This is a genomic window from Acinetobacter sp. YH12219 (assembly GCF_013417875.1).
GTDB lineage: Bacteria > Pseudomonadota > Gammaproteobacteria > Pseudomonadales > Moraxellaceae > Acinetobacter > Acinetobacter amyesii.
In genome coordinates this window covers 37257-55961 of record NZ_VPDC01000001.1, presented here as the reverse complement: position 1 = coordinate 55961, position 18705 = coordinate 37257, and the positions used below count along the sequence as shown (strand labels likewise).

14 protein-coding genes and 1 pseudogene are annotated in these 18705 nt (G+C 40.5%); 10 read left to right on the top strand and 5 right to left on the bottom strand.

The genetic code is table 11. The features are described from left to right. Nucleotides 1-145: 145 nt before the first annotated feature. Nucleotides 146-934 carry a hypothetical protein gene (locus FTV04_RS00260; RefSeq protein WP_180023438.1) on the top strand — a complete coding sequence of 263 codons (789 nt, stop codon included), beginning with the start codon at nucleotides 146-148 and terminating at the stop codon, nucleotides 932-934. 196 nt (nucleotides 935-1130) lie between these two features. Then, nucleotides 1131-2589, top strand: a pseudogene (locus FTV04_RS00255) (diguanylate cyclase domain-containing protein). Nucleotides 2590-2649: 60 nt separating this feature from the next. Here FTV04_RS00255 and FTV04_RS00250 read toward each other — a convergent pair. Further along, nucleotides 2650-2829: a hypothetical protein gene (locus tag FTV04_RS00250; RefSeq protein WP_078190224.1), complete on the bottom strand. Its 180-nt coding sequence runs from the start codon at nucleotides 2827-2829 to the stop codon at nucleotides 2650-2652. A 444-nt stretch (nucleotides 2830-3273) separates the two neighbouring features. On the opposite strand from FTV04_RS00250, the gene FTV04_RS00245 reads away from it, so the two are divergent. The 4 genes from FTV04_RS00245 (at nucleotide 3274) to FTV04_RS00235 (ending at nucleotide 7107) form a co-directional block, all read left to right on the top strand. After that, nucleotides 3274-4350 carry an OmpW family protein gene (locus FTV04_RS00245; RefSeq protein WP_180088055.1) on the top strand — a complete coding sequence of 359 codons (1077 nt, stop codon included), beginning with the start codon at nucleotides 3274-3276 and terminating at the stop codon, nucleotides 4348-4350. A 240-nt stretch (nucleotides 4351-4590) separates the two neighbouring features. Then, the gene (locus FTV04_RS00240; protein WP_180088053.1) at nucleotides 4591-5802 is read left to right on the top strand and encodes an MFS transporter; all 1212 of its coding nucleotides are present in this window, start codon (nucleotides 4591-4593) and stop codon (nucleotides 5800-5802) included. Then, nucleotides 5795-5929, top strand: coding sequence for a hypothetical protein (locus FTV04_RS16685; protein ID WP_257220922.1), 135 nt, complete (start codon nucleotides 5795-5797; stop codon nucleotides 5927-5929). Before FTV04_RS00240 ends, FTV04_RS16685 begins: the two co-directional genes overlap by 8 nt. A 221-nt stretch (nucleotides 5930-6150) precedes the next feature. After that, on the top strand, nucleotides 6151-7107 hold the full coding sequence (locus FTV04_RS00235) for a TauD/TfdA family dioxygenase (RefSeq protein ID WP_180088051.1): 957 nt from the start codon (nucleotides 6151-6153) through the stop codon (nucleotides 7105-7107). A gap of 107 nt (nucleotides 7108-7214) precedes the next feature. Here the strand turns inward: FTV04_RS00235 and FTV04_RS00230 are convergent, their stop codons facing one another. Next, nucleotides 7215-8126, bottom strand: a complete 912-nt coding sequence (locus tag FTV04_RS00230; RefSeq protein ID WP_180088049.1) for a LysR substrate-binding domain-containing protein — start codon at nucleotides 8124-8126, stop codon at nucleotides 7215-7217. Nucleotides 8127-8228: 102 nt separating this feature from the next. On the opposite strand from FTV04_RS00230, the gene FTV04_RS00225 reads away from it, so the two are divergent. Then, nucleotides 8229-9080: a pirin family protein gene (locus FTV04_RS00225; RefSeq protein ID WP_180007676.1), complete on the top strand. Its 852-nt coding sequence runs from the start codon at nucleotides 8229-8231 to the stop codon at nucleotides 9078-9080. Nucleotides 9081-9174: 94 nt separating this feature from the next. Here FTV04_RS00225 and FTV04_RS00220 read toward each other — a convergent pair whose 3' ends face one another. Then, on the bottom strand, nucleotides 9175-10158 hold the full coding sequence (locus FTV04_RS00220; protein ID WP_257220929.1) for an alpha/beta hydrolase: 984 nt from the start codon (nucleotides 10156-10158) through the stop codon (nucleotides 9175-9177). 335 nt (nucleotides 10159-10493) lie between these two features. Here FTV04_RS00220 and chrA point away from each other — a divergent pair, with 335 nt between their 5' ends. Then, on the top strand, nucleotides 10494-11732 hold the full coding sequence (chrA, locus tag FTV04_RS00215; RefSeq protein WP_180088045.1) for a chromate efflux transporter: 1239 nt from the start codon (nucleotides 10494-10496) through the stop codon (nucleotides 11730-11732). A gap of 34 nt (nucleotides 11733-11766) precedes the next feature. Here chrA and FTV04_RS00210 read toward each other — a convergent pair whose 3' ends face one another. Both FTV04_RS00210 and sthA read right to left on the bottom strand, forming a co-directional pair. Further along, the gene (locus FTV04_RS00210) at nucleotides 11767-12879 is read right to left on the bottom strand and encodes an AAA family ATPase (protein WP_180055041.1); all 1113 of its coding nucleotides are present in this window, start codon (nucleotides 12877-12879) and stop codon (nucleotides 11767-11769) included. Nucleotides 12880-13021: 142 nt separating this feature from the next. Then, nucleotides 13022-14437, bottom strand: a complete 1416-nt coding sequence (gene sthA, locus FTV04_RS00205) for a Si-specific NAD(P)(+) transhydrogenase (RefSeq protein ID WP_078190237.1) — start codon at nucleotides 14435-14437, stop codon at nucleotides 13022-13024. Nucleotides 14438-14643: 206 nt separating this feature from the next. Between sthA and lipA the strand changes: the two genes are divergently transcribed. After that, nucleotides 14644-15657 (top strand): lipoyl synthase, encoded by a 1014-nt coding sequence (lipA, locus tag FTV04_RS00200; RefSeq protein ID WP_180004941.1) that lies wholly within the window; start codon nucleotides 14644-14646, stop codon nucleotides 15655-15657. Nucleotides 15658-16066: 409 nt separating this feature from the next. Further along, a complete protein-coding gene (locus FTV04_RS00195; protein WP_180088043.1) occupies nucleotides 16067-18580 on the top strand; it encodes an acyl-CoA dehydrogenase in 2514 nt (837 codons plus the stop codon). The last annotated feature ends 125 nt before the right edge of the window (nucleotides 18581-18705 follow it).

Below are 18705 nucleotides of genomic sequence, written 5' to 3'. Positions count from 1 at the left end.
TTCGCCTGATTTCGCATGTTTTTCTTGAGGAAACTCTTGGCTCTAAAAAAACTCAAGAATAAAGCGTTCATTTATCCCTTATTGATACTTGACCTATATAAATTTCACCTGCAACATGAACAAAAGGACGCCACAGATCAAACTTATGACTTACCAATATCATGACGAAAGTATTGTTAAAAACCTACCCGAAGATACTATTTTTGTTTTTGGCAGCAATATGGCAGGTCAACATACTGGCGGTGCAGCGCGTACTGCCCTAGAGCATTTTGGTGCAATGAATGGTATTGGTCGTGGATGGGCTGGTCAAAGTTTTGCTATTCCAACGATGAATGAGCATTTACAACAAATGCCATTGTCTCAGATTCAACATTATGTTGATGATTTTAAAATCTATACCAAGAATCATCCAAAGACCAAATATTTCATTACGTCAATTGGCTGTGGTGTCGCTGGCTATAAAGTTGAAGAAATTGCTCCCATGTTTAAGGGGATTTCCAGAAATGTTATTTTTCCAATTTCATTCCGTCCTTTCGTTGAAAAAGCTTTACCTAAACTTACTTCGAAACTTCTACATACAATTTTTCAAGACTCGGTAATTTTTGCACCTTCGGCAGATGAATTGGTTGATGTTCTTGCCTTAACAGATAATGAAAAAAGTCTTGCGAAAATTGTGCTGAATACCCAAATGTACCCGACAGATAGCAATGGTCGTGACCGTATTTTTGAAATTGAAGATATTTTGCATGCCCTGAATGGGAAAATATTTGAGTTTCAAAGCAACTCAGAAGGCCCAATGATGTTTGGCGGTGTCATTTTAGCCCTACTTGAACTGTACAATATTAATGAAAAAGATTTTATTGATGTTTGGAAAGCTGAACGTGAAATCGCTGCACCAAAGCCTGAAAATAAAGCTCGTAAAGCCAGCCGCTAAAGACTATTTTCACCACATTTCCCCCCAAAAAAGCCAAAGTCTACATTGGCTTTTAATCTAATGTGGATTAATGACTTTTAGCGACTTAAGTCACATTAAAAATAAAACTTATTTTACATATCACATTATTTTAATATCATTTTTTTCGTCTTATACTACTTGCTGACATTATCATAAAGAATGACGAGCACATAAAATAGACATGCTAGATTCTCCTTTTTTTGAGCTATCCCCCATTGCCATGTGGCTTGAAGATTACAGTGAAGTCAAAAAACAATTTGATCTCTGGCGTCAACAAGGTATGCAGGATCTCGCCACTTTTCTTCAACAAGATGAATCTCGTATTTTGCAATGTGCGAGAAAAATAAAAATCTTACAGGTCAACACAAAAACACTAGAACTGTATCAAGCGCGTAATATTGAACATTTATGTCAAAACCTTGATTTAGTTTTTCAGGCGGAGATGTGTCAAACACACATTAGAGAGTTGGTTGCATTGTGGAATGGTGAAACGCATTTTTCCCATTCTGCCGTGAACTATACGCTCAGTGGACAACGCCTAGACATTCAACTGAAGGGCATCGTGCTACCGAGTCATGAGCAGGATTTATCTGCCGTCTTAATTACGACTGAAGATATCACTTCTTATACCGAAGCTTGTCGTTTACAAGAACAAAGTCGTCATTTGGCAGAAGCGCGTTTCCATTATTCGCCAACCTCACTTTGGGTAGAAGATTTCAGCCGGATTAAAATAAAATTAGATCAGCTTCGCGCTTTAGGTATAGAAGATTTTGTGACATTTTTGGATGTTCACCCCCGATTTTGTACAAGAGTGTATTAAGGAAATACTAATTGTTGACGTTAATCAGGCCACCCTTGATTTATTTGGCGCTCCGAATAAAGAAATATTGCTCAAAAATGTACATAAAGTATTTGCCAAAGAAATGCTTCAAACTTTTAAAGAACAACTGATTGAACTTTGGAACGGTAATTTACATCATCAACGTGAAGCTATAAATTATGCACTTGATGGCAGTATTCGCCACGTCTTACTACAATTTACTGTATTTCCCGATTATCTCGACGACTGGAGCACCGTGCAGGTTGCGCTGACTGATATTACCGCACGTAAAAAGGCTGAAAATTATCTTGAATATTTAGGTAAGCATGACGTTCTGACTAAGCTCTATAACCGTTCATTTTATATCGCAGAACTCAATCGTCTCGAACGCAATCAATTGCGTCCTGTTTCTTGTATTTTTATTGATTTAAATGGACTAAAAGAACTCAATGACAGTATTGGGCACGATGCTGGTGACAGTATCCTCAGACGTCTGGGCAACATTTTAAACCAACTTATTCAGCATACGCCCTATTCTGCTTCGCGCATTGGCGGTGATGAATTTGTCATTCTATTACCTGGTGCAGATGATGCGGCGCTGCAAAACTGCTTACAAAGTTTGAATGAGTTGTTATTGGTCGATAACCAATTTTATTCTAATCAACCGATGAGTATCTCGATTGGCTGTGCCACCAATGAGCTGAATGAGCGGATGGACGATATGCTTAAACGTGCCGATTTGGACATGTATCGTCAGAAGAAAAAGTATTATCTCAATAAAGACCGAAGAATTCAGTCTGAAATACGCAATTAACATCAATAATTTGCAATAAAAAAGCCATGGTTTGTACCATGGCTTTTTTATTTAAATCTTTTAACGCTTACCCATCGAACGACGTGTACCGCGTGGTGGCATCCAAGTACGGTCAGCATAACGCTGAGGTTTTGGACGCATATCTTCAAAGATTTCATCCGAAGCATTATCTTCAGCTTTTTTAATCGGAAAAGGCAAATTGACTAAAGCCTTTTTCTTGGGAGGGTTTTGCGTACTCATACGAATAACTCAATTGAATCTGGCGCTATTGTACAAAAAAAATGGTTTTGGTGTAAAAGGCTTTGAGAGATTAGCCTCGATTGACATATAAAGACTCAATGATTAGCTATGAATTTTTATATCTATAGAGGACAACAGCACAAAAAAGTGCTTTGAATATGGTCGTTTTAAACTATTTTATTGACCCAAATCAACCAATACACTGTCACTTATGTCAATAAATATTGAATATTTACAAATAGATAGAACCATTTCTAAATTTCAAAAATGTTCGATTTTTTTACACAAATACCTAATTAAAGTCTTCAAATAATACAAATCATCAAGAATGTTACAGGACTATTACGTTTATTCTTGTTTTCTATAACATTTTTTACGCACTAATTTTGAATAATGGGCACTTAGAAAAATTATTATCAATTTACGGACATGGAGTCCTTTAAAATGAAAAAAAGTGTATTGTGCATTGCTGTTTCTATGGCTGCCCTACCTATGCTCAGTCATGCAGACTCACCATATTTTAGTTTAAAAGATGGCGATGGCTTCAAACGTTTTTCTGTCTCTGTTGGTGCTCTACATGTTATGCCACAAGGTAAAGCACAGCCATTCCATGTTGATACATCAGTAAAAAATGGTGAAACAGCCAAAGTTGGTGATATTTCAATTGACGCAGTAAAAGCCAATATGGATCCAGCTATGGATCCAAACATTTCTACTTGGTTTGTCGGTTTGCTCGATAAATTAGGTACGAGTACCTTACCAGCAGGGCTAAGCGGTACTGCTGAAATTAATGGCCTACAAAGTTGGGATAACCAAGGTACTGGCCTTGAAGCCGATGATGTAACCACACTAGGCATCATGACCAACTATTTCTTTACTGATAACATTTCTTTAGAAATGAAAGCCGGTATCCCACCTGAGGTAGACCTAAACGGCAAAGGAAAAATTTATGCGCCATTTGCAGCTATTGCGACACCTGAGTTAGGTATTATCGACCTACCTGAAATCGCAATGAAGAATAGTTTGCTGATTACAGATTTAGAAGCCTACGGCCCAGCGGCATCTGCTCGTGCATGGACCCCCGCTGCAGAAATCCAATATCACTTCGGTAAAACTGGCGTCAATAAATTCCGTCCCTATGTGGGTCTAGGCGTAATGTATGCATACTTTAATGAACTAGAAATTAATCCACGTACAGAAAAAGACCTGATTGCTGCTGGACATATGATTGCCAATATTAAAGAAGGCAATGCTGGTGCCGCACTTGACGGTAAACCAAGTAAAGCTAAGCCAAAAGTTGAGTTAGAAGCTTCTGATGCTTTTGCTCCTGTTGTGACAGCTGGTTTTACTTATGACTTCAACGACAAATGGTTTGCGGTTGGATCAGTGTCGTATGCACATCTAACTAGTGACACGACTATTACAGTCACAGATGCGACACATGGTGAACTGATCAAATCTAAAGCTGATATTGAAGTAAATCCAATTCTTGCGTATGCAGGTATCGGTATGCGTTTCTAATAAATAACATATATAAAAGACGGCTACGGTCGTCTTTTTTATTGGCTTTTATATGGTCTTTTATTCTGAATTATCTTTTCAATCTCTTTTAAACACTTTTGAATTTATGCTGTGTCAATTTCCTTTATTCATCCATAGTTACCTATAAAAAAAATTTATTGTTTGGTGAATTAAATTTAATCGCAACTCGGCGTTTATTCGAATACCATTGGATTAAATTTAAAGAATGTAGACTGCTGTATGTCTAATACTCGTTTCTCGAAGCCCCTGATTTACATGCTCATTGGCAGTGCAATTATTTTGGCATTGTCTTTAGGGGTGCGTCATGCATTTGGCCTCTATCTCGTGCCGATGAGTGATGAATTTGGTTGGGGACATAACGTTTTTAGCCTTGCCATTGCCATGCAAAACTTAATTTGGGGTGCTGTACAGCCAATTACTGGGGCTTTTGCAGATAAATATGGCAGTAAGATCGTGGTCACCGTCGGTGGTGCATTATATGCCTTCGGACTATTACTCATGGCCGTCAGCTCTACCGGTTTACTGCTTAATTTAAGTGCAGGTTTAATCCTGGGTTTGGCTCTCTCAGCCACTTCATTTCCAGTATTACTTTCTGCCGTAGGTCGTGCAGCGCATCCAGACAAACGTAGTTTAGCCATGGGTATTGCCAGTGCCGCAGGTTCTTTTGGTCAGTTCATTATGCTGCCCTCTACGTTACTGTTACTGCAAAAATTTGGTTGGTCTTCGGCTTTGGTGGTCAGCGCCATTTTAATTGCGCTTATTATTCCTTTAGCTTGGATGCTAAAAGCACCAATGTATGTTGCACCAAATGCAACCAATACGCATGAAGCCTCTCTGACTTTTAAACAAATTTTGCAATTGGCTTGGGAGCATAAACCCTTTTGGTTTCTAGCACTCGGTTTCTTTGTCTGTGGCTTCCAAGTGGTGTTTATTGGCATCCATCTTCCGGGATATTTAATCGATCATGGCTTTAATGCCACTACGGGCACTATTTTCCTCGCGCTCGTTGGACTATTTAATATTGTCGGCACCTACACAGCTGGTTGGCTCGGTGGCAAATATTCCAAACCAAAGCTGTTGATGGGACTGTATGGATTACGTGGTATTGCCATTATTGCCTTTCTTTTGCTGCCTTTAAGTACATGGACAATCTATGCTTTTGGCGTAATTATGGGTTTATTATGGCTTTCTACCGTACCGCTCACCAACGGTATAGTGGCCAATATGTTTGGCGTTAAATATCTAAGTATGCTCAGCGGTATCGTGTTCTTTACTCACCAAGTCGGTTCATTTTTTGGTGGCTGGTTGGGTGGTGTGAACCACGATATGACCGGTAACTATAATGCCATTTGGATTTTTTCGATTGTCCTGAGTATTTTTGGGGTATTGGTACATTTCATGGTTAATGAGGAAAGTGTCATTCATGACTAATTCAACATTATGGTTCCAACTCAGTATCGCCATCAGTATTTTGGCCTTGTTGGCCTTATCCATCGGCTTATGGAGCCAAACGCCTGAATTATTTGAATACTTTAACCAAGCGTTTTGTGCGCATTAAAGACGTATTGAAACCTTAATTCCGACCCAAACTGCTGTTTTATCAACACTACAACAGCAGTTTTTTAGCTATTTTCTACACGATTCAATAAAAGCTGCATTTTCAGCACATTAGTATTAATAATACGTTTTTTCATAAACTTAGCTTATTTTTTAATTTTCCATCCTGCACTTTCTTCCATAGATTAAGTCTCAATAAAGAACAATTTGAGAACTTATGAAATGACCGCATTAACTCAACTTTCACAAGCCATCCATGATGCTCCGCGTTGGCATCAAGTAGAACATTTTCAAGATGGCAATGAAATTCGTATTGAAGTGCAACATGACCAAGCTTTGGGGGCTGTGGTTTATGGTTTAGATGCGCGTAAAGCACAGTCTGGGGAAACCATCTACCGTTTAAAACAAGCGCTGGCAGAACACTTGATTTTAATTTTTAAACATCAAAGTCTAGATGATTTACAGTATCTCGCGTTTGCAAGCTACTTCGGTTCAATCTTCCGTCCCGGTGCAGATATTCCAGTGTTAGCGTCACAAGATGATACCGGTACACCACCAGACGTCGTACCTGTGTCAAATGCAGTCGGCAAAGGTGACTATACTGGACATGGTGAATTGGCTGCGCATGCAGACCATCAGTGGACTCCGCTGCCATCTTTTGGTTCATTACTCTATGCCATTGAACTACCACAAGACGGTGGACAAACCTCATGGTATAACACCATTAAAGCCTATGAAGCTTTAGATGAAGCGACACAAAAACATTTAGACCAACTTCAACTCATTACCTACAACCCATTTGTCCGTGCCAAAAATAATAAAGGCACAACGGGATATGGCGCTACACCGCTATATCGTTTCAAAGACCAACCGATTGTTGGACATGCCTATCCACATCCACTTGTACGTACCCATCCAGAAAGTGGCCGTAAAGGTCTGTGGTTAAATGAACGATCTGAAGTGGAATTGGTTCACTACGATGATCAGTCAGGCAGTGAATTGATTGCATCCTTACGTGAACATATATTGAAACCTGAGTTTCGATATGAACATCAATGGGAAGAAGGTGACATTGTATTTTGGGATAACCAAGCCACTTTACACTCACGCCGCCCTTTCCCTTCAGACCAACGTCGCCTATTAAAGCGAATTAGCCTAGCAGGAGGACGACCATACTAATGTTGAACTTCATGCCAACAATAAAAAATAAATAACCCTGTAAAATCCGTGTTTGAGCAATAACTCCAAATAATTAAAATTTTAAAACAATAAGAACACTGCTCAAATTACGAATGATCTATATCTAATGCCTTAAAACCTGAAATTAAATGATCTAACATCGCACGCACACCCGGCAGCATGCCTTGTCGTGTCGCGTAGGCAACATGGATGACCCCTTGCGGCAATTGCCATTCAGGAAATAGCTCTATTAACTCACCACTTTTTAAAGCATCACGTACAAACACTTTGGGCAAAGATGCGATTCCTACGCCAGAAAGAGCAGCCGAAATCATCGCACTAAAACTGTCAGTTCTTAAGCGTGGATGAAATTCAATTTGTTGGGTTTCACTTTTTTCACGATGTCGGAAATCCCAAAAATGTTTAGGTCGGTCAAAACCAATACACGGAAAATTTTGAATCTCAGCCAATTGCTGTGGAATTTCACGCTCGAAGAAAAGTTGTGGCGATGCCACCAAAACATGATCCCAAGCATCTAAATCTCGAACGATCAAATCACTATCCAATAAAGGCATATTACGCACACGAATGGCTAAATCTACGCCTTCCTCAATCACATCAACCCGATGATTGGTCGCCATCAGATGCACACTGATGTCTGGATATTGCTGCATAAAATCAGTGACCATTTTGGCAACAGGCATTTCCACCAAAGCCACAGGACAAGAGATTTTAATTTGGCCACAGAGTTGGTCATTCAACGTACTGAGCACAAAGTTTTCCGTTTCGCTGACTTCCTCTAAAATTTTTAAGCAGTGTAAATAGAACTGTTGTCCTATTTCAGTCACAGTAAATTTTCGCGTATTACGTTGAATCAGACGTACACCCAAACGGGTCTCTAATTCTGTAATACGGCGTGATAGTTTAGACTTTGTAATACCCAATGCTTCACTGGCTTTGGTATAACCTTGGTATTTCACCACTTGCACGAAGTAGTAATAGTCATTTAAATTTTGCATGATTGTTTCATTTTTAGAATAATCTGTTGAGTTTTTCGCCCTGTCATTCCCTCACTATACCTCAATAATAGATCACAGAAGCATTAAATTGAGGGCTGAATTATGAATTCAATCAAACGTGTTTATCATAGTGATCGTAGGACTTGGGTGGGCGATGGCTTCCCAACAAACTCTATGCTCCCTATGCAAGAAATGGGCAATCAAACCAGTCCATTCCTCGTTATGGGCTATACCGGCCAATATCATTTCTCTCCAAGTCACCATCAACGTGGTGTTGGATCACATCCACACCGTGGCTTTGAAACAGTGACCATTGTTTATGAAGGTGAATTGGAGCATTTTGACTCTAAAGGAAATCACGGCAGCATTGCCAAAGACGAAGTGCAATGGATGACTGCGGGTCGAGGCATTATGCATGAAGAACACCATTCTAAAGATTTTGCCAAAACTGGCGGAAATTTAGACATGGTACAACTTTGGGTCAATTTACCTAGTCATGCCAAAATGACTGAACCTCGCTATCAAGAACTGACAACAGCCAATATTGCTGAAGTAAAGCTTGCACAAAATGCAGGCGTGGTACGCGTCATTGCTGGCCAATTTGAAGATACATTGGGCGCCGCTGAAACCTTTAGCCCGATGAATGTATTGGATGTGCGCTTGAATGCAAATGCTGAACAGGAATTTTCATTCAACCCACAGTGGAATAACATGATTTTTGTATTAAGTGGGGCGATCGAAATTGAAGGTCAACGCTTTGATGCGAAACAGACTTTATATGTGAGTGACCAAGTATCGTCCTTGAAACTTAAATCTTTTGAAGCAACCAAACTGCTTATTTTAAGTGGCGAAGCTTTAAATGAACCGATTGCGGCACATGGACCATTCGTCATGAATACTGAAGATGAAATACGTCAGGCATTTTATGATTTTCAACATGGTCATTTTGCTTAAATATTTCCACGATAAAGTCCCAATAAAAAAACCGCCTTCTGGCGGTTTTTTTATATCTATGTTGGTATGAATTACGCATCACGCTTTCAACAGATTATTGCGTGACTTTTTGATAAAACGCATCTATTGCATTGACCATTTGCTTAAGTCCCGGCTGTTCCAAAGGATAATGTCCTGCATTTTTCAACAGCACGACATCGACTGGAACTTGGTGAATCCGTGCTAAAAATGGCTGACTTAAAGCCAAAGGCGTCCAGCGGTCTTGTTCAGGCTGCGTTAGTAAAATTGGGCAGACATCAAACTGCTCCGGTGGCGTGTCATTTTTATAATATAAATACGAATCTAGAAATTTAACCGATACACTATTCCCAGCTGACGTTTTATCTTTTAAAAAGACCTGCAATGCTGCGTCATTATTCACCAAGCGATGCATTTTACTTACCCACCGCATCGGCATTGGTAATGCTGATAATGGTGTATGTGCTGTCACATGAGCCATTGGACTGCCCACGCGGCTCATAAATTTATTCAAAGAGACTTGATCACGCACAGTTTTATTTGAAGTGTCTAGAAAGGTCATACCGACGATACCTTTCACCTTTTTATTTTTTGCCGCCACGTGATAGGTCAACATACCACCTGCACTAAGCCCATACAAAACGATAGGACGATGATCTTTTTGTAGCTCGGCTTCAATGAGGTCATTGCCTGCTTGAACCCAATCATCATAACGAATTTTTGAGCCCTTTTTGACTTGGGTGAGGCCATAACCGGGCATATCAATAGCGATAGTTTCATAGCCACGTTGTGCCAAAGGATGACCCAAAATCATCGACATTTGTCGACCATTTGTTCCCACACCATGAAACAGAATCACCTTCACTTTTGCCTGTGGATTCCGATAAGTATCTAAGTGAACAGTATGACCCTGCCAACTCCACCACTCTTCTTTGGGTCGCTGCGTTTCTGTTAAATGGTATTCTTTGGGTAGATAGTGCTGAATGCCCTGCCAACTGTTTTGATCTGTATAACTTGCTAATGCTTGTGAAGCAAGTAGCTGATCATCTGCAAATGCCATGATTGAAAGTAACGATGCAATGCCACTCATCAACCACTTCAATAAAGCGCTCAAAATTTCTGATAAGGTGTCTGATTTTGGAGAAGTCATTTTTAGACAATTTTTTATGTGTATGTGCTGATGCTAATCAGCGGCGGAAACCGACGCCATGTGTATGTGGGACAGTACTATGTCACTTTATCCAATTATCTTTTTCCCTGCTAAGCACTTCAAAATATTTTTGAAGCAGGATTTACATACTCCTGCAATAATCAGCCTTTAAGATCTTTTAACTTTCATAATTTTATCCTTTAGAAATTCATAACCTTACTTTTGATTTTAAATATTGGTAACGTATGAGCCAGTCCAAACCACAACGAAACCTTGTCATCTTTCTCACCTTTTTAAGATTAGGGTGTATTGCATTTGGTGGACCTGCGGCACATTTGGTGTTGTTTTTTCAATATTTTGTGAAACAAGAAAAATGGATAACAGAGCATGAATATGCTCATTTGCTTGCCTTGGCTCAAGTCCTTCCAGGCCCAACAAGTAGCCAGCTCGGCATGGCGATTGGATTTCAACTCAACCGCTATCAAGGTGCTTGTTTTGCATGGTTAGGATTTACTTTACCTTCAGCCCTGCTGATGTGTGCCGCGGCCACTTTAAGTATAAAACTCAGTAATCAACTCTCAACTTTATTCTTTCATGTTATTCAGTTAATTGTACTAGCCGTTGTTGCATGGGCATTTTGGCAAATGATGCGAAGCTTCTGTAAAACAAAACTGCAGTATTTGATCATGCTATTGGCTGCATTTTTTATCTATTTCTTTCAGTTTTCTCTGAATCAAGTTTTGGTGATTTTATGCGCTGCAATTATCGGTTTAGTTTTATCGTCAAATCAATTACGCAGCCAAAAGCCAAATATCGCCGAAACAGTTCCACCCAAACATGACAATTTTAGCCGGAATGCACATGAAAATACTTGCACCTCTTGGTTATGGCTTCTCGCCTTTATCAGCCCTTTTTTCGTTCTGCCATTCTTCGATATACAACACAGCAGTGTCTTGGCATTTAGCTTAGAAAGCTTCTACCGCACAGCGTCCCTCGTCTTTGGTGGTGGACATATTATTTTGCCATTTTTACATCAGGACTTTGTCTCGACAGGACTGATCAGTAATGAAAATTTTGACTTAGGCTATGCCCTTGCACAACTCATGCCGGGGCCTTTGTTTAGTTTCGCCGCCTATCTCGGCACACTTTTACCCATGACTGATGTGCTACTCTTAAATACTGTACTCGCGACTGTGGCGATATTTTTACCATCATTTTTATTATTGTTTGGCTTATTACCGTTTTGGAATAAGTTGATGAAATACCCGATGCTTTTCGGCACCTTAAAAATAATCAATGCTGCTGTCGTCGGTCTATTACTGTGTCTACTATTTCAAATGAGCCAGAAATACATCATTCAATGGACGGACTTTATATTTGTTGCCGTCGTTATTGCTTTACTTCGCAGCAAGCTGCCAGTCTGGTTTAGCTTAATAAGCAGTTTTATCGGCTATTATGCTTTTTTAACTTTTCTACCTTTTTAAACTTAAGCAAAAAAACTATAGCTAAAGGAATAATCTAATCCTCATCGATTAAGCTTGCGCCCTTGACCACGGTCTTCCCCTCGACTTGATCTAGTTGATAATGCTGCACATCACTATACTGTTTGATCATTTCAACCAGTTCATTGGAATGTGTGGTCAACCAAAGCTGCGTATAGCGACTTGCTTCGGCAATCAGCATCGCCAAGGCAGGTAATAAATCGGGATGTAAGCTATTTTCTGGCTCATTCAGTGCCATAAAATTTGGGGGTCTTGGACTCAATAAAGCCACAGCTAAACACAAAAACCGTAAAGTCCCATCTGAAAATTCGGCACTTTCCAAAGGTCTTAAGATCCCTTGCTTTTGCATCATCATTTGAAAGCGCCCACCCATTTCCTGCACATAAAATTGGGTCTGCGGAAAGGCTTTTTCTAGTACTTCAAACAAGGTTTCACTGTTGCCACGCTCACGTAAAGTTTCAAAGGCTGCGGCTAAATTTGTGCCATCATGCGCTAAAACCGGCGAACGAATACCCACCTGTGGGACACGGATCGGTGAATTTCCACTGACTGAAAACTCATGATAAAAGCGCCAGTTTTTCATGGTCTCACGCACTTGTGAAACTTCGGGATATAAGTGTGGATCGGACAATTGTCCAAACACCGACTCTTCTGGTGTTAATGCCATCGGATAAGCAATCCGTTCTTCATCAACATTTTTAAGAAATGCCGCTTGGTTGGTTCTTTCCAACAACTCACTCATTTTTCGACGTAGATAGCCGCTCAACCAAATTCCTTCTAGTTTGACCAAAGGATCGAGTGCAAACAAGGTGATGAGCGGTTCAGGAAAACCAATTTCAAGTTGATATTCATAATGCTCCATCTCCACTGCAAGCTTCATGCGCTTAGGGTCTTTCGATCGATCACCCGCACGGTGACCACCTGCCCACATGATTTTTTGAATCCCGCCCTCATTTGCAATAGCTTGGGATAATTGGCCATTTGCAGCTTCATGCAGGAGACGTACAGCTTTATATAGATTGGATTTACCACAACCATTCGGACCACTGACGATATTCAGACGCGATAAGGTCAGATTCATATGATGAATAGATCGAAAACCTTGAATGGTCACTGAACGGATCGTCATAAGCTACCTAAAATGAGTTGGAAATGCTGATGATTATAAGTGGATTGAATGTATATTTTGCATACACTTTATTCTTACCATAAAAAACCCGCAAGCCGAAACTTACGGGTCTTTCATTGTACATTCTAAGTTCAATTTAGCCTTAGAATAAACGGTTCATACCATTCAATGTTGCCACACGGTACGCTTCCGCCATAGTCGGATAGTTAAATGTGGTTTCTACGAAATATTTAATCGTATTGTTCGGGCTGTTCATCACGGCCTGACCAATGTGAATAATTTCCGCAGCATTATTACCGAAGCAATGAACGCCTAAAATTTCTAAAGTATCACGATGGAACAAGATTTTAAGCTCGCCCACGGTATCACCGGTAATTTGTGCACGTGCCAAATGACGGAAAGATGCCTGACCCACTTCATACGGAATTTTTTCTTCAGTTAACTGTTGTTCAGTTTTACCAATCGAAGAAATTTCAGGAATTGTATAAATACCTGTAGGAATATCCGTTACAGGTGCAATTCCTTCTTCACCGCTCATGTTAGAACCGGCACAGCGACCTTGGTCATATGCAGCAGATGCAAGTGAAGGCCAACCGATTACATCACCCGCAGCAAAGATATTCTCTACTTCAGTTTGATATTGATCATTCACGGTTAATTGACCACGGCTGTTTGGTTTGATGCCTACATTTTCTAGGCCTAAACCATCTGTATTACCAGAACGGCCGTTACACCACAAAATCGCGTCGGCTTTAATTTTCTTACCACTTTGCAAGTGCAGAACCACATGATCATCATGTGTTTCAAGATGATCAATCTGTTCGTTGTGGCGAATCAATACACCCTGCTCACGTAAACGATATGACAATGCATCTGAAATTTCATCGTCTAAGTAGCTGAGTAATTTGTGTTGTGTATTGATCAAGTCAACTTTGTGGTCTAGACCAATAAAGATAGACGCATATTCACAACCAATCACACCTGCACCATAAATGATGATTTTTTGGATTGAATAATCCAGATCCAAAATTTTGTCTGAATCAAATACGCGAGGATGATTAAAGTCTAAAGCAGCTGGACGGTAAGGACGTGAACCTGTAGCAATCACTAATTGCTGGAATACTAAAGTTTCCGTCATACCTTCATTGCTAAAAATCAAAACAGTGTTTTGATCTTGGATATACGCACGGCCGTGGAAAATATCAATTTTATTACGGTCATAAAAACGTGAATGAGTTTCAACTTGTTGTTGAATCACTTTATGCGCATTACGTAACACCTGTTTCATCGTGAACTGTTTCCATTCACCGACTTTTTGGAACATAGGGTCACGTTGGTAACGTAAAATGCTTGAAACGGTCTGACGCAATGCTTTACTTGGAATTGTTCCTACATGGGTACAGTTACCACCAAGCTGTTCACGCATATCTACAATTGCAACTCGCTTACCTGATTTAGCAAGTTTCATTGCAGCGCCTTCACCCGCAGGGCCAGAACCCAGAACTACCGCATCGTATTTCACGAAAGTTCCACTAACGACCTCTTTCTTACGTGGCATTCAACGCTCCTTTACAAATATTCTTTAATCTAGGCTGTATTATGACGTATATCCTAACTTTTTTGGATATTTAGCTCACATATATTATGTGATAACCACATTTATTATATGAATATCGTTTTCCCCCTATTTAAGCTCAAGTCCGCTATAATGATTGAGCTAATTTTTTGAATATCTCCTCGTCAAAAACAGTGGAAAAGTTGAATATGTCTGAGAACCGTAAACCTGTACAGGGTGTAAAACTTCGTGGCGCAGAAAAAGTCGCTCGCATACCTGTGAAGGTCGTGCCAACGGTTGAAACGCCTCGTAAGCCTGACTGGATTCGGGTCAAAATGGCTGCCCCTGATGAAGTTCAACGTATTAAAACAACTTTACGCGCACAAAAACTACATACCGTGTGTGAAGAAGCGGCTTGCCCGAACTTACCTGAATGTTTCGGTGGCGGTACTGCAACCTTTATGATTATGGGCGATATCTGTACTCGTCGTTGCCCATTCTGCGACGTTGCGCATGGTCGTCCCAATGCTCTTGACCCAGATGAACCACGTCACATGGCAGAAACCATTGCCAATCTTGGTTTGAAATATGCCGTAATTACGTCGGTCGACCGTGATGACCTAGTTGATGGCGGCGCACAGCACTTTGTTGACTGTATTAAAGAAGCTCGTGACTTGAGTCCAAAAACACTTTTGGAAATTCTAGTTCCTGACTTCCGTGGTCGTATGGATGTTGCCCTTCGTATTATGACGGAGTGTCCACCTGATGTGTTTAACCACAACATTGAAACCGTGCCACGTTTGTATAAAGCAATGCGTCCGGGCTCTGACTACCAACACTCTCTAAACTTATTAAAAATGTTTAAAGAATACTGCCCAGATGTTCCAACCAAATGTGGTTTGATGGTCGGTATTGGTGAAACTGAAGAAGAAGTGATCGCGTTATTAGACGACTTAAAAGCACACGATGTTGACTATGTCACCATTGGTCAGTACTTACAGCCCTCTAAAGAACATGCACCGATCGATCGTTTCGTTACACCTGAAGAGTTTGATCGTTACACAGCACATGGTCAAAAGCTTGGTTTCAAAAACATTTGGGCTGCACCAATGGTCCGTTCAAGCTACTTTGCTGACCGTCAATACTATGGTGAGCCAGTACCTGCGGTACGTCGTAAAACTGATCCTGCAAAGAAAATTGCAGTTCAAACGATTGAAGCTTAATCACGCAAAGATTTAAAACATCGCAAATTAAAGCCCTCATTGATTGAGGGCTTTTTTGTGGCTTTCACACTCAGCCCAATTCGTTAACAAATATAAGATCTTTCGAAAATAGTGCGTTCCTTAAACGTTATCCAATATATCGAATCATCCAAGTTTACGTAATGTGACATTTTTTTGCCCGATAGGGATTGTGTTGTGATTATTTATTAATCAATCTATTGATAACACTTTATTTGCGCTTTCATGATATTCGCGCAATTGTCCAATCATACTCACCAGCCGAGTGATGCCATTTTGACAGTCTCATGCACTTTAAAATCAGAAAGACAAAAGATGAGATCATTTTTAAACGCATGTAGGCTGTTTTAAACGCATAACGCTCTGGCCCTTGTCACTGGAGCCATAACAAATGCTATTTATACTCAGTGCCGTACTCTTTATTTTTGCTCTTTGGGCCGTTTTTTTCTTTGAACTTTCACGAGCTGTAGGCGCAATAACACTGATATTTGTTTCAATTGCACTCGCCTTTTTAACCCCATGGTCATTAATACTTGGCATCCCTCTTATTGCTTTAAGTTTAGTTATGTTGATTGACCCACTGCGGCTCAATCTGCTCACCAAACCTGCCTATAAAACCTTAGCAAATGCAATGCCGAGTATGAGTATTACGGAACGTGAAGCATTAGATGCAGGAACAAGTTGGTGGGAAAAAGAGCTATTTATGGGCGCGCCTGATTGGAAAAAATTTGAGGCTTATCCCTATCCTCAGCTCAGCACTGAAGAACAATCCTTCATTGATAATGAAGTCGAACAACTTTGTGCCATGCTCAACGAATGGGATATTCACCATAAACATAAAGACCTCCCACCAGAGGCTTGGCAATTTATTAAAGATAATGGTTTCTTAGGACTGGTGATTCCAAAATCTTACGGGGGCCGTGAATTTAGCTCATTTGCACAAAGCCGTGTCATGAGCAAGATTGCATCTCGCTCACTGACTGCCGCAGTCAGTTGTATGGTGCCCAACTCTCTTGGACCTGGGGAATTGCTTCTACACTATGGTACCGAAGCACAAAAAGACCGATACCTCCCTGGCCTTGCCAAAGGTGAAGAAATTCCATGTTTTGGACTCACCAGCCCTGAAGCAGGCTCAGATGCAGGCGCTATTCCAGATACAGGTGTCGTCTGTTATGGCACTTTTGAGGGACAACAGGTGCTCGGCTTAAACATGAACTTCTCCAAACGCTGGATTACTCTTGCACCAATTGCCACCGTCATTGGTCTTGCATTTAAGTTATACGATCCAGATGGCTTATTGGGAGATAAAAATAAAACGGAATATGGTATCACCTGCGCGCTGCTACCGGCGAGTCATGACGGTGTCATTACAGGTCCACGTCATAATCCAGGCTCTCCGTTTATGAATGGTACAGTTGAAGGCAAAGATGTCTTTATTCCCTTAGACTGGATCATTGGAGGGATTGAAAATGCCGGCAAAGGCTGGCGTATGCTGATGGAATGTTTAGCGGTTGGTCGTGGCATTTCACTCCCAGCTTTGTCAACGGCAGCCGGAGAAATGGCATATTTAAATGTTGGTGCATTTGCCAAAGTTCGTCAGCAGTTTAAAATTTCTGTGGGTAATTTTGAAGGTGTACAAGAAGCTTCGAGTGATATCGCATCAGACGCATATATGCTTGAAGCATTTCGCTATTTGGTGACTTGTGGTTTAAACCAAGGCGGCAAACCTGCTGTAATGACTGCAATGGCCAAATACTATGCCACTGAAACCATGCGGAAAGTGGTGAATCATGGCATGGACATCGTCGGTGGACGTGCCGTGCAAATGGGACCTCGTAATTTTTTAGCTTTGAATTATCAGGCCATTCCTGTGTCAATTACTGTCGAAGGTGCCAATATTCTAAGTCGCTCTCTGATGATTTTTGGACAAGGCTCAATGCGGTGCCATCCATATTTATTTGAAGAGCTACAATTACTTCAAGCCGAAGATAAAAACACTGCACTCAATACATTCAACGAAATGCTCTTTAAGCACTTGGGCTATACTTTTAACCGAACTGCACGTGCCTTTGCTTATGCGTTCACAGGTGGCCCATCCGACTCACCTGCTTCAGCAGATGAATTTAGCAGTCCCTACTATAAAAAAATTAATCGATTCAGTGCCGATTTCGCGCTGACTGCAGATATGTGTCTTGGCCTTTTAGCCGGCGATATTAAACGTAAAGAAATGCTCTCTGGCCGACTTGCAGACATTCACTCTTATTTATTTATAGCAACGGCTATTCTTAAATTTTATGAACAAGGTCAAAGAAGCGAAGCTGAACAATTACATGCACAACTTGCCTTAGATAAAGCTTTGTACAATGTTGAAGAAGCATTCCATGGCTTATTTGATAACTTCCCAATGCGACTAGCGGCAAGTGTAGTAAAAATCATCTGCTTTCCGTTTGGACGAGTTGTTGCCAAACCTACAGACCATTTAAAACGTGAAGTTGCCACTCAAATGATGCTAGACAATACTTTCCGCCAAGAACTCAAAAAGCATGTGTATTACAGCACTGCAGCAGATGAAGTTTCTGGTCGTATGGAAAATGCCTTTTTACAATTGTTGAAAATTGAACCGCTGTGGAACCAATTTAAAAAAGCTGAATCTAAAGGCCAATTTAAAGGTTTAACTTTTGAAGCACATATAGCCGATGCCATTGCACAAAAAGTCATTACTGCCTCCGAAGCTGAACAGCTCAGCACTTACAACATTCAACGCTATGACAGTATGCTCACAGATGTTTTCGATATGCAACTCATCCACGAACTTGAGCTATCCAATCCACATTTAACCGTTTCACCAGAAGTGAAAAAGCAACAACACACCGATGATGAACCAGAAGCCTTCCTGCGTTATTAATCAGCTTCTGCATCGCTTTTAAGCTTTATCTTTCTCAAAATAAAAGCCATTCCATTCTTAAACAATGGGATGGCTTTTTTATACGACCATCAGCCAATGGTATCGCAGAGTCAAAGGTATAGGCT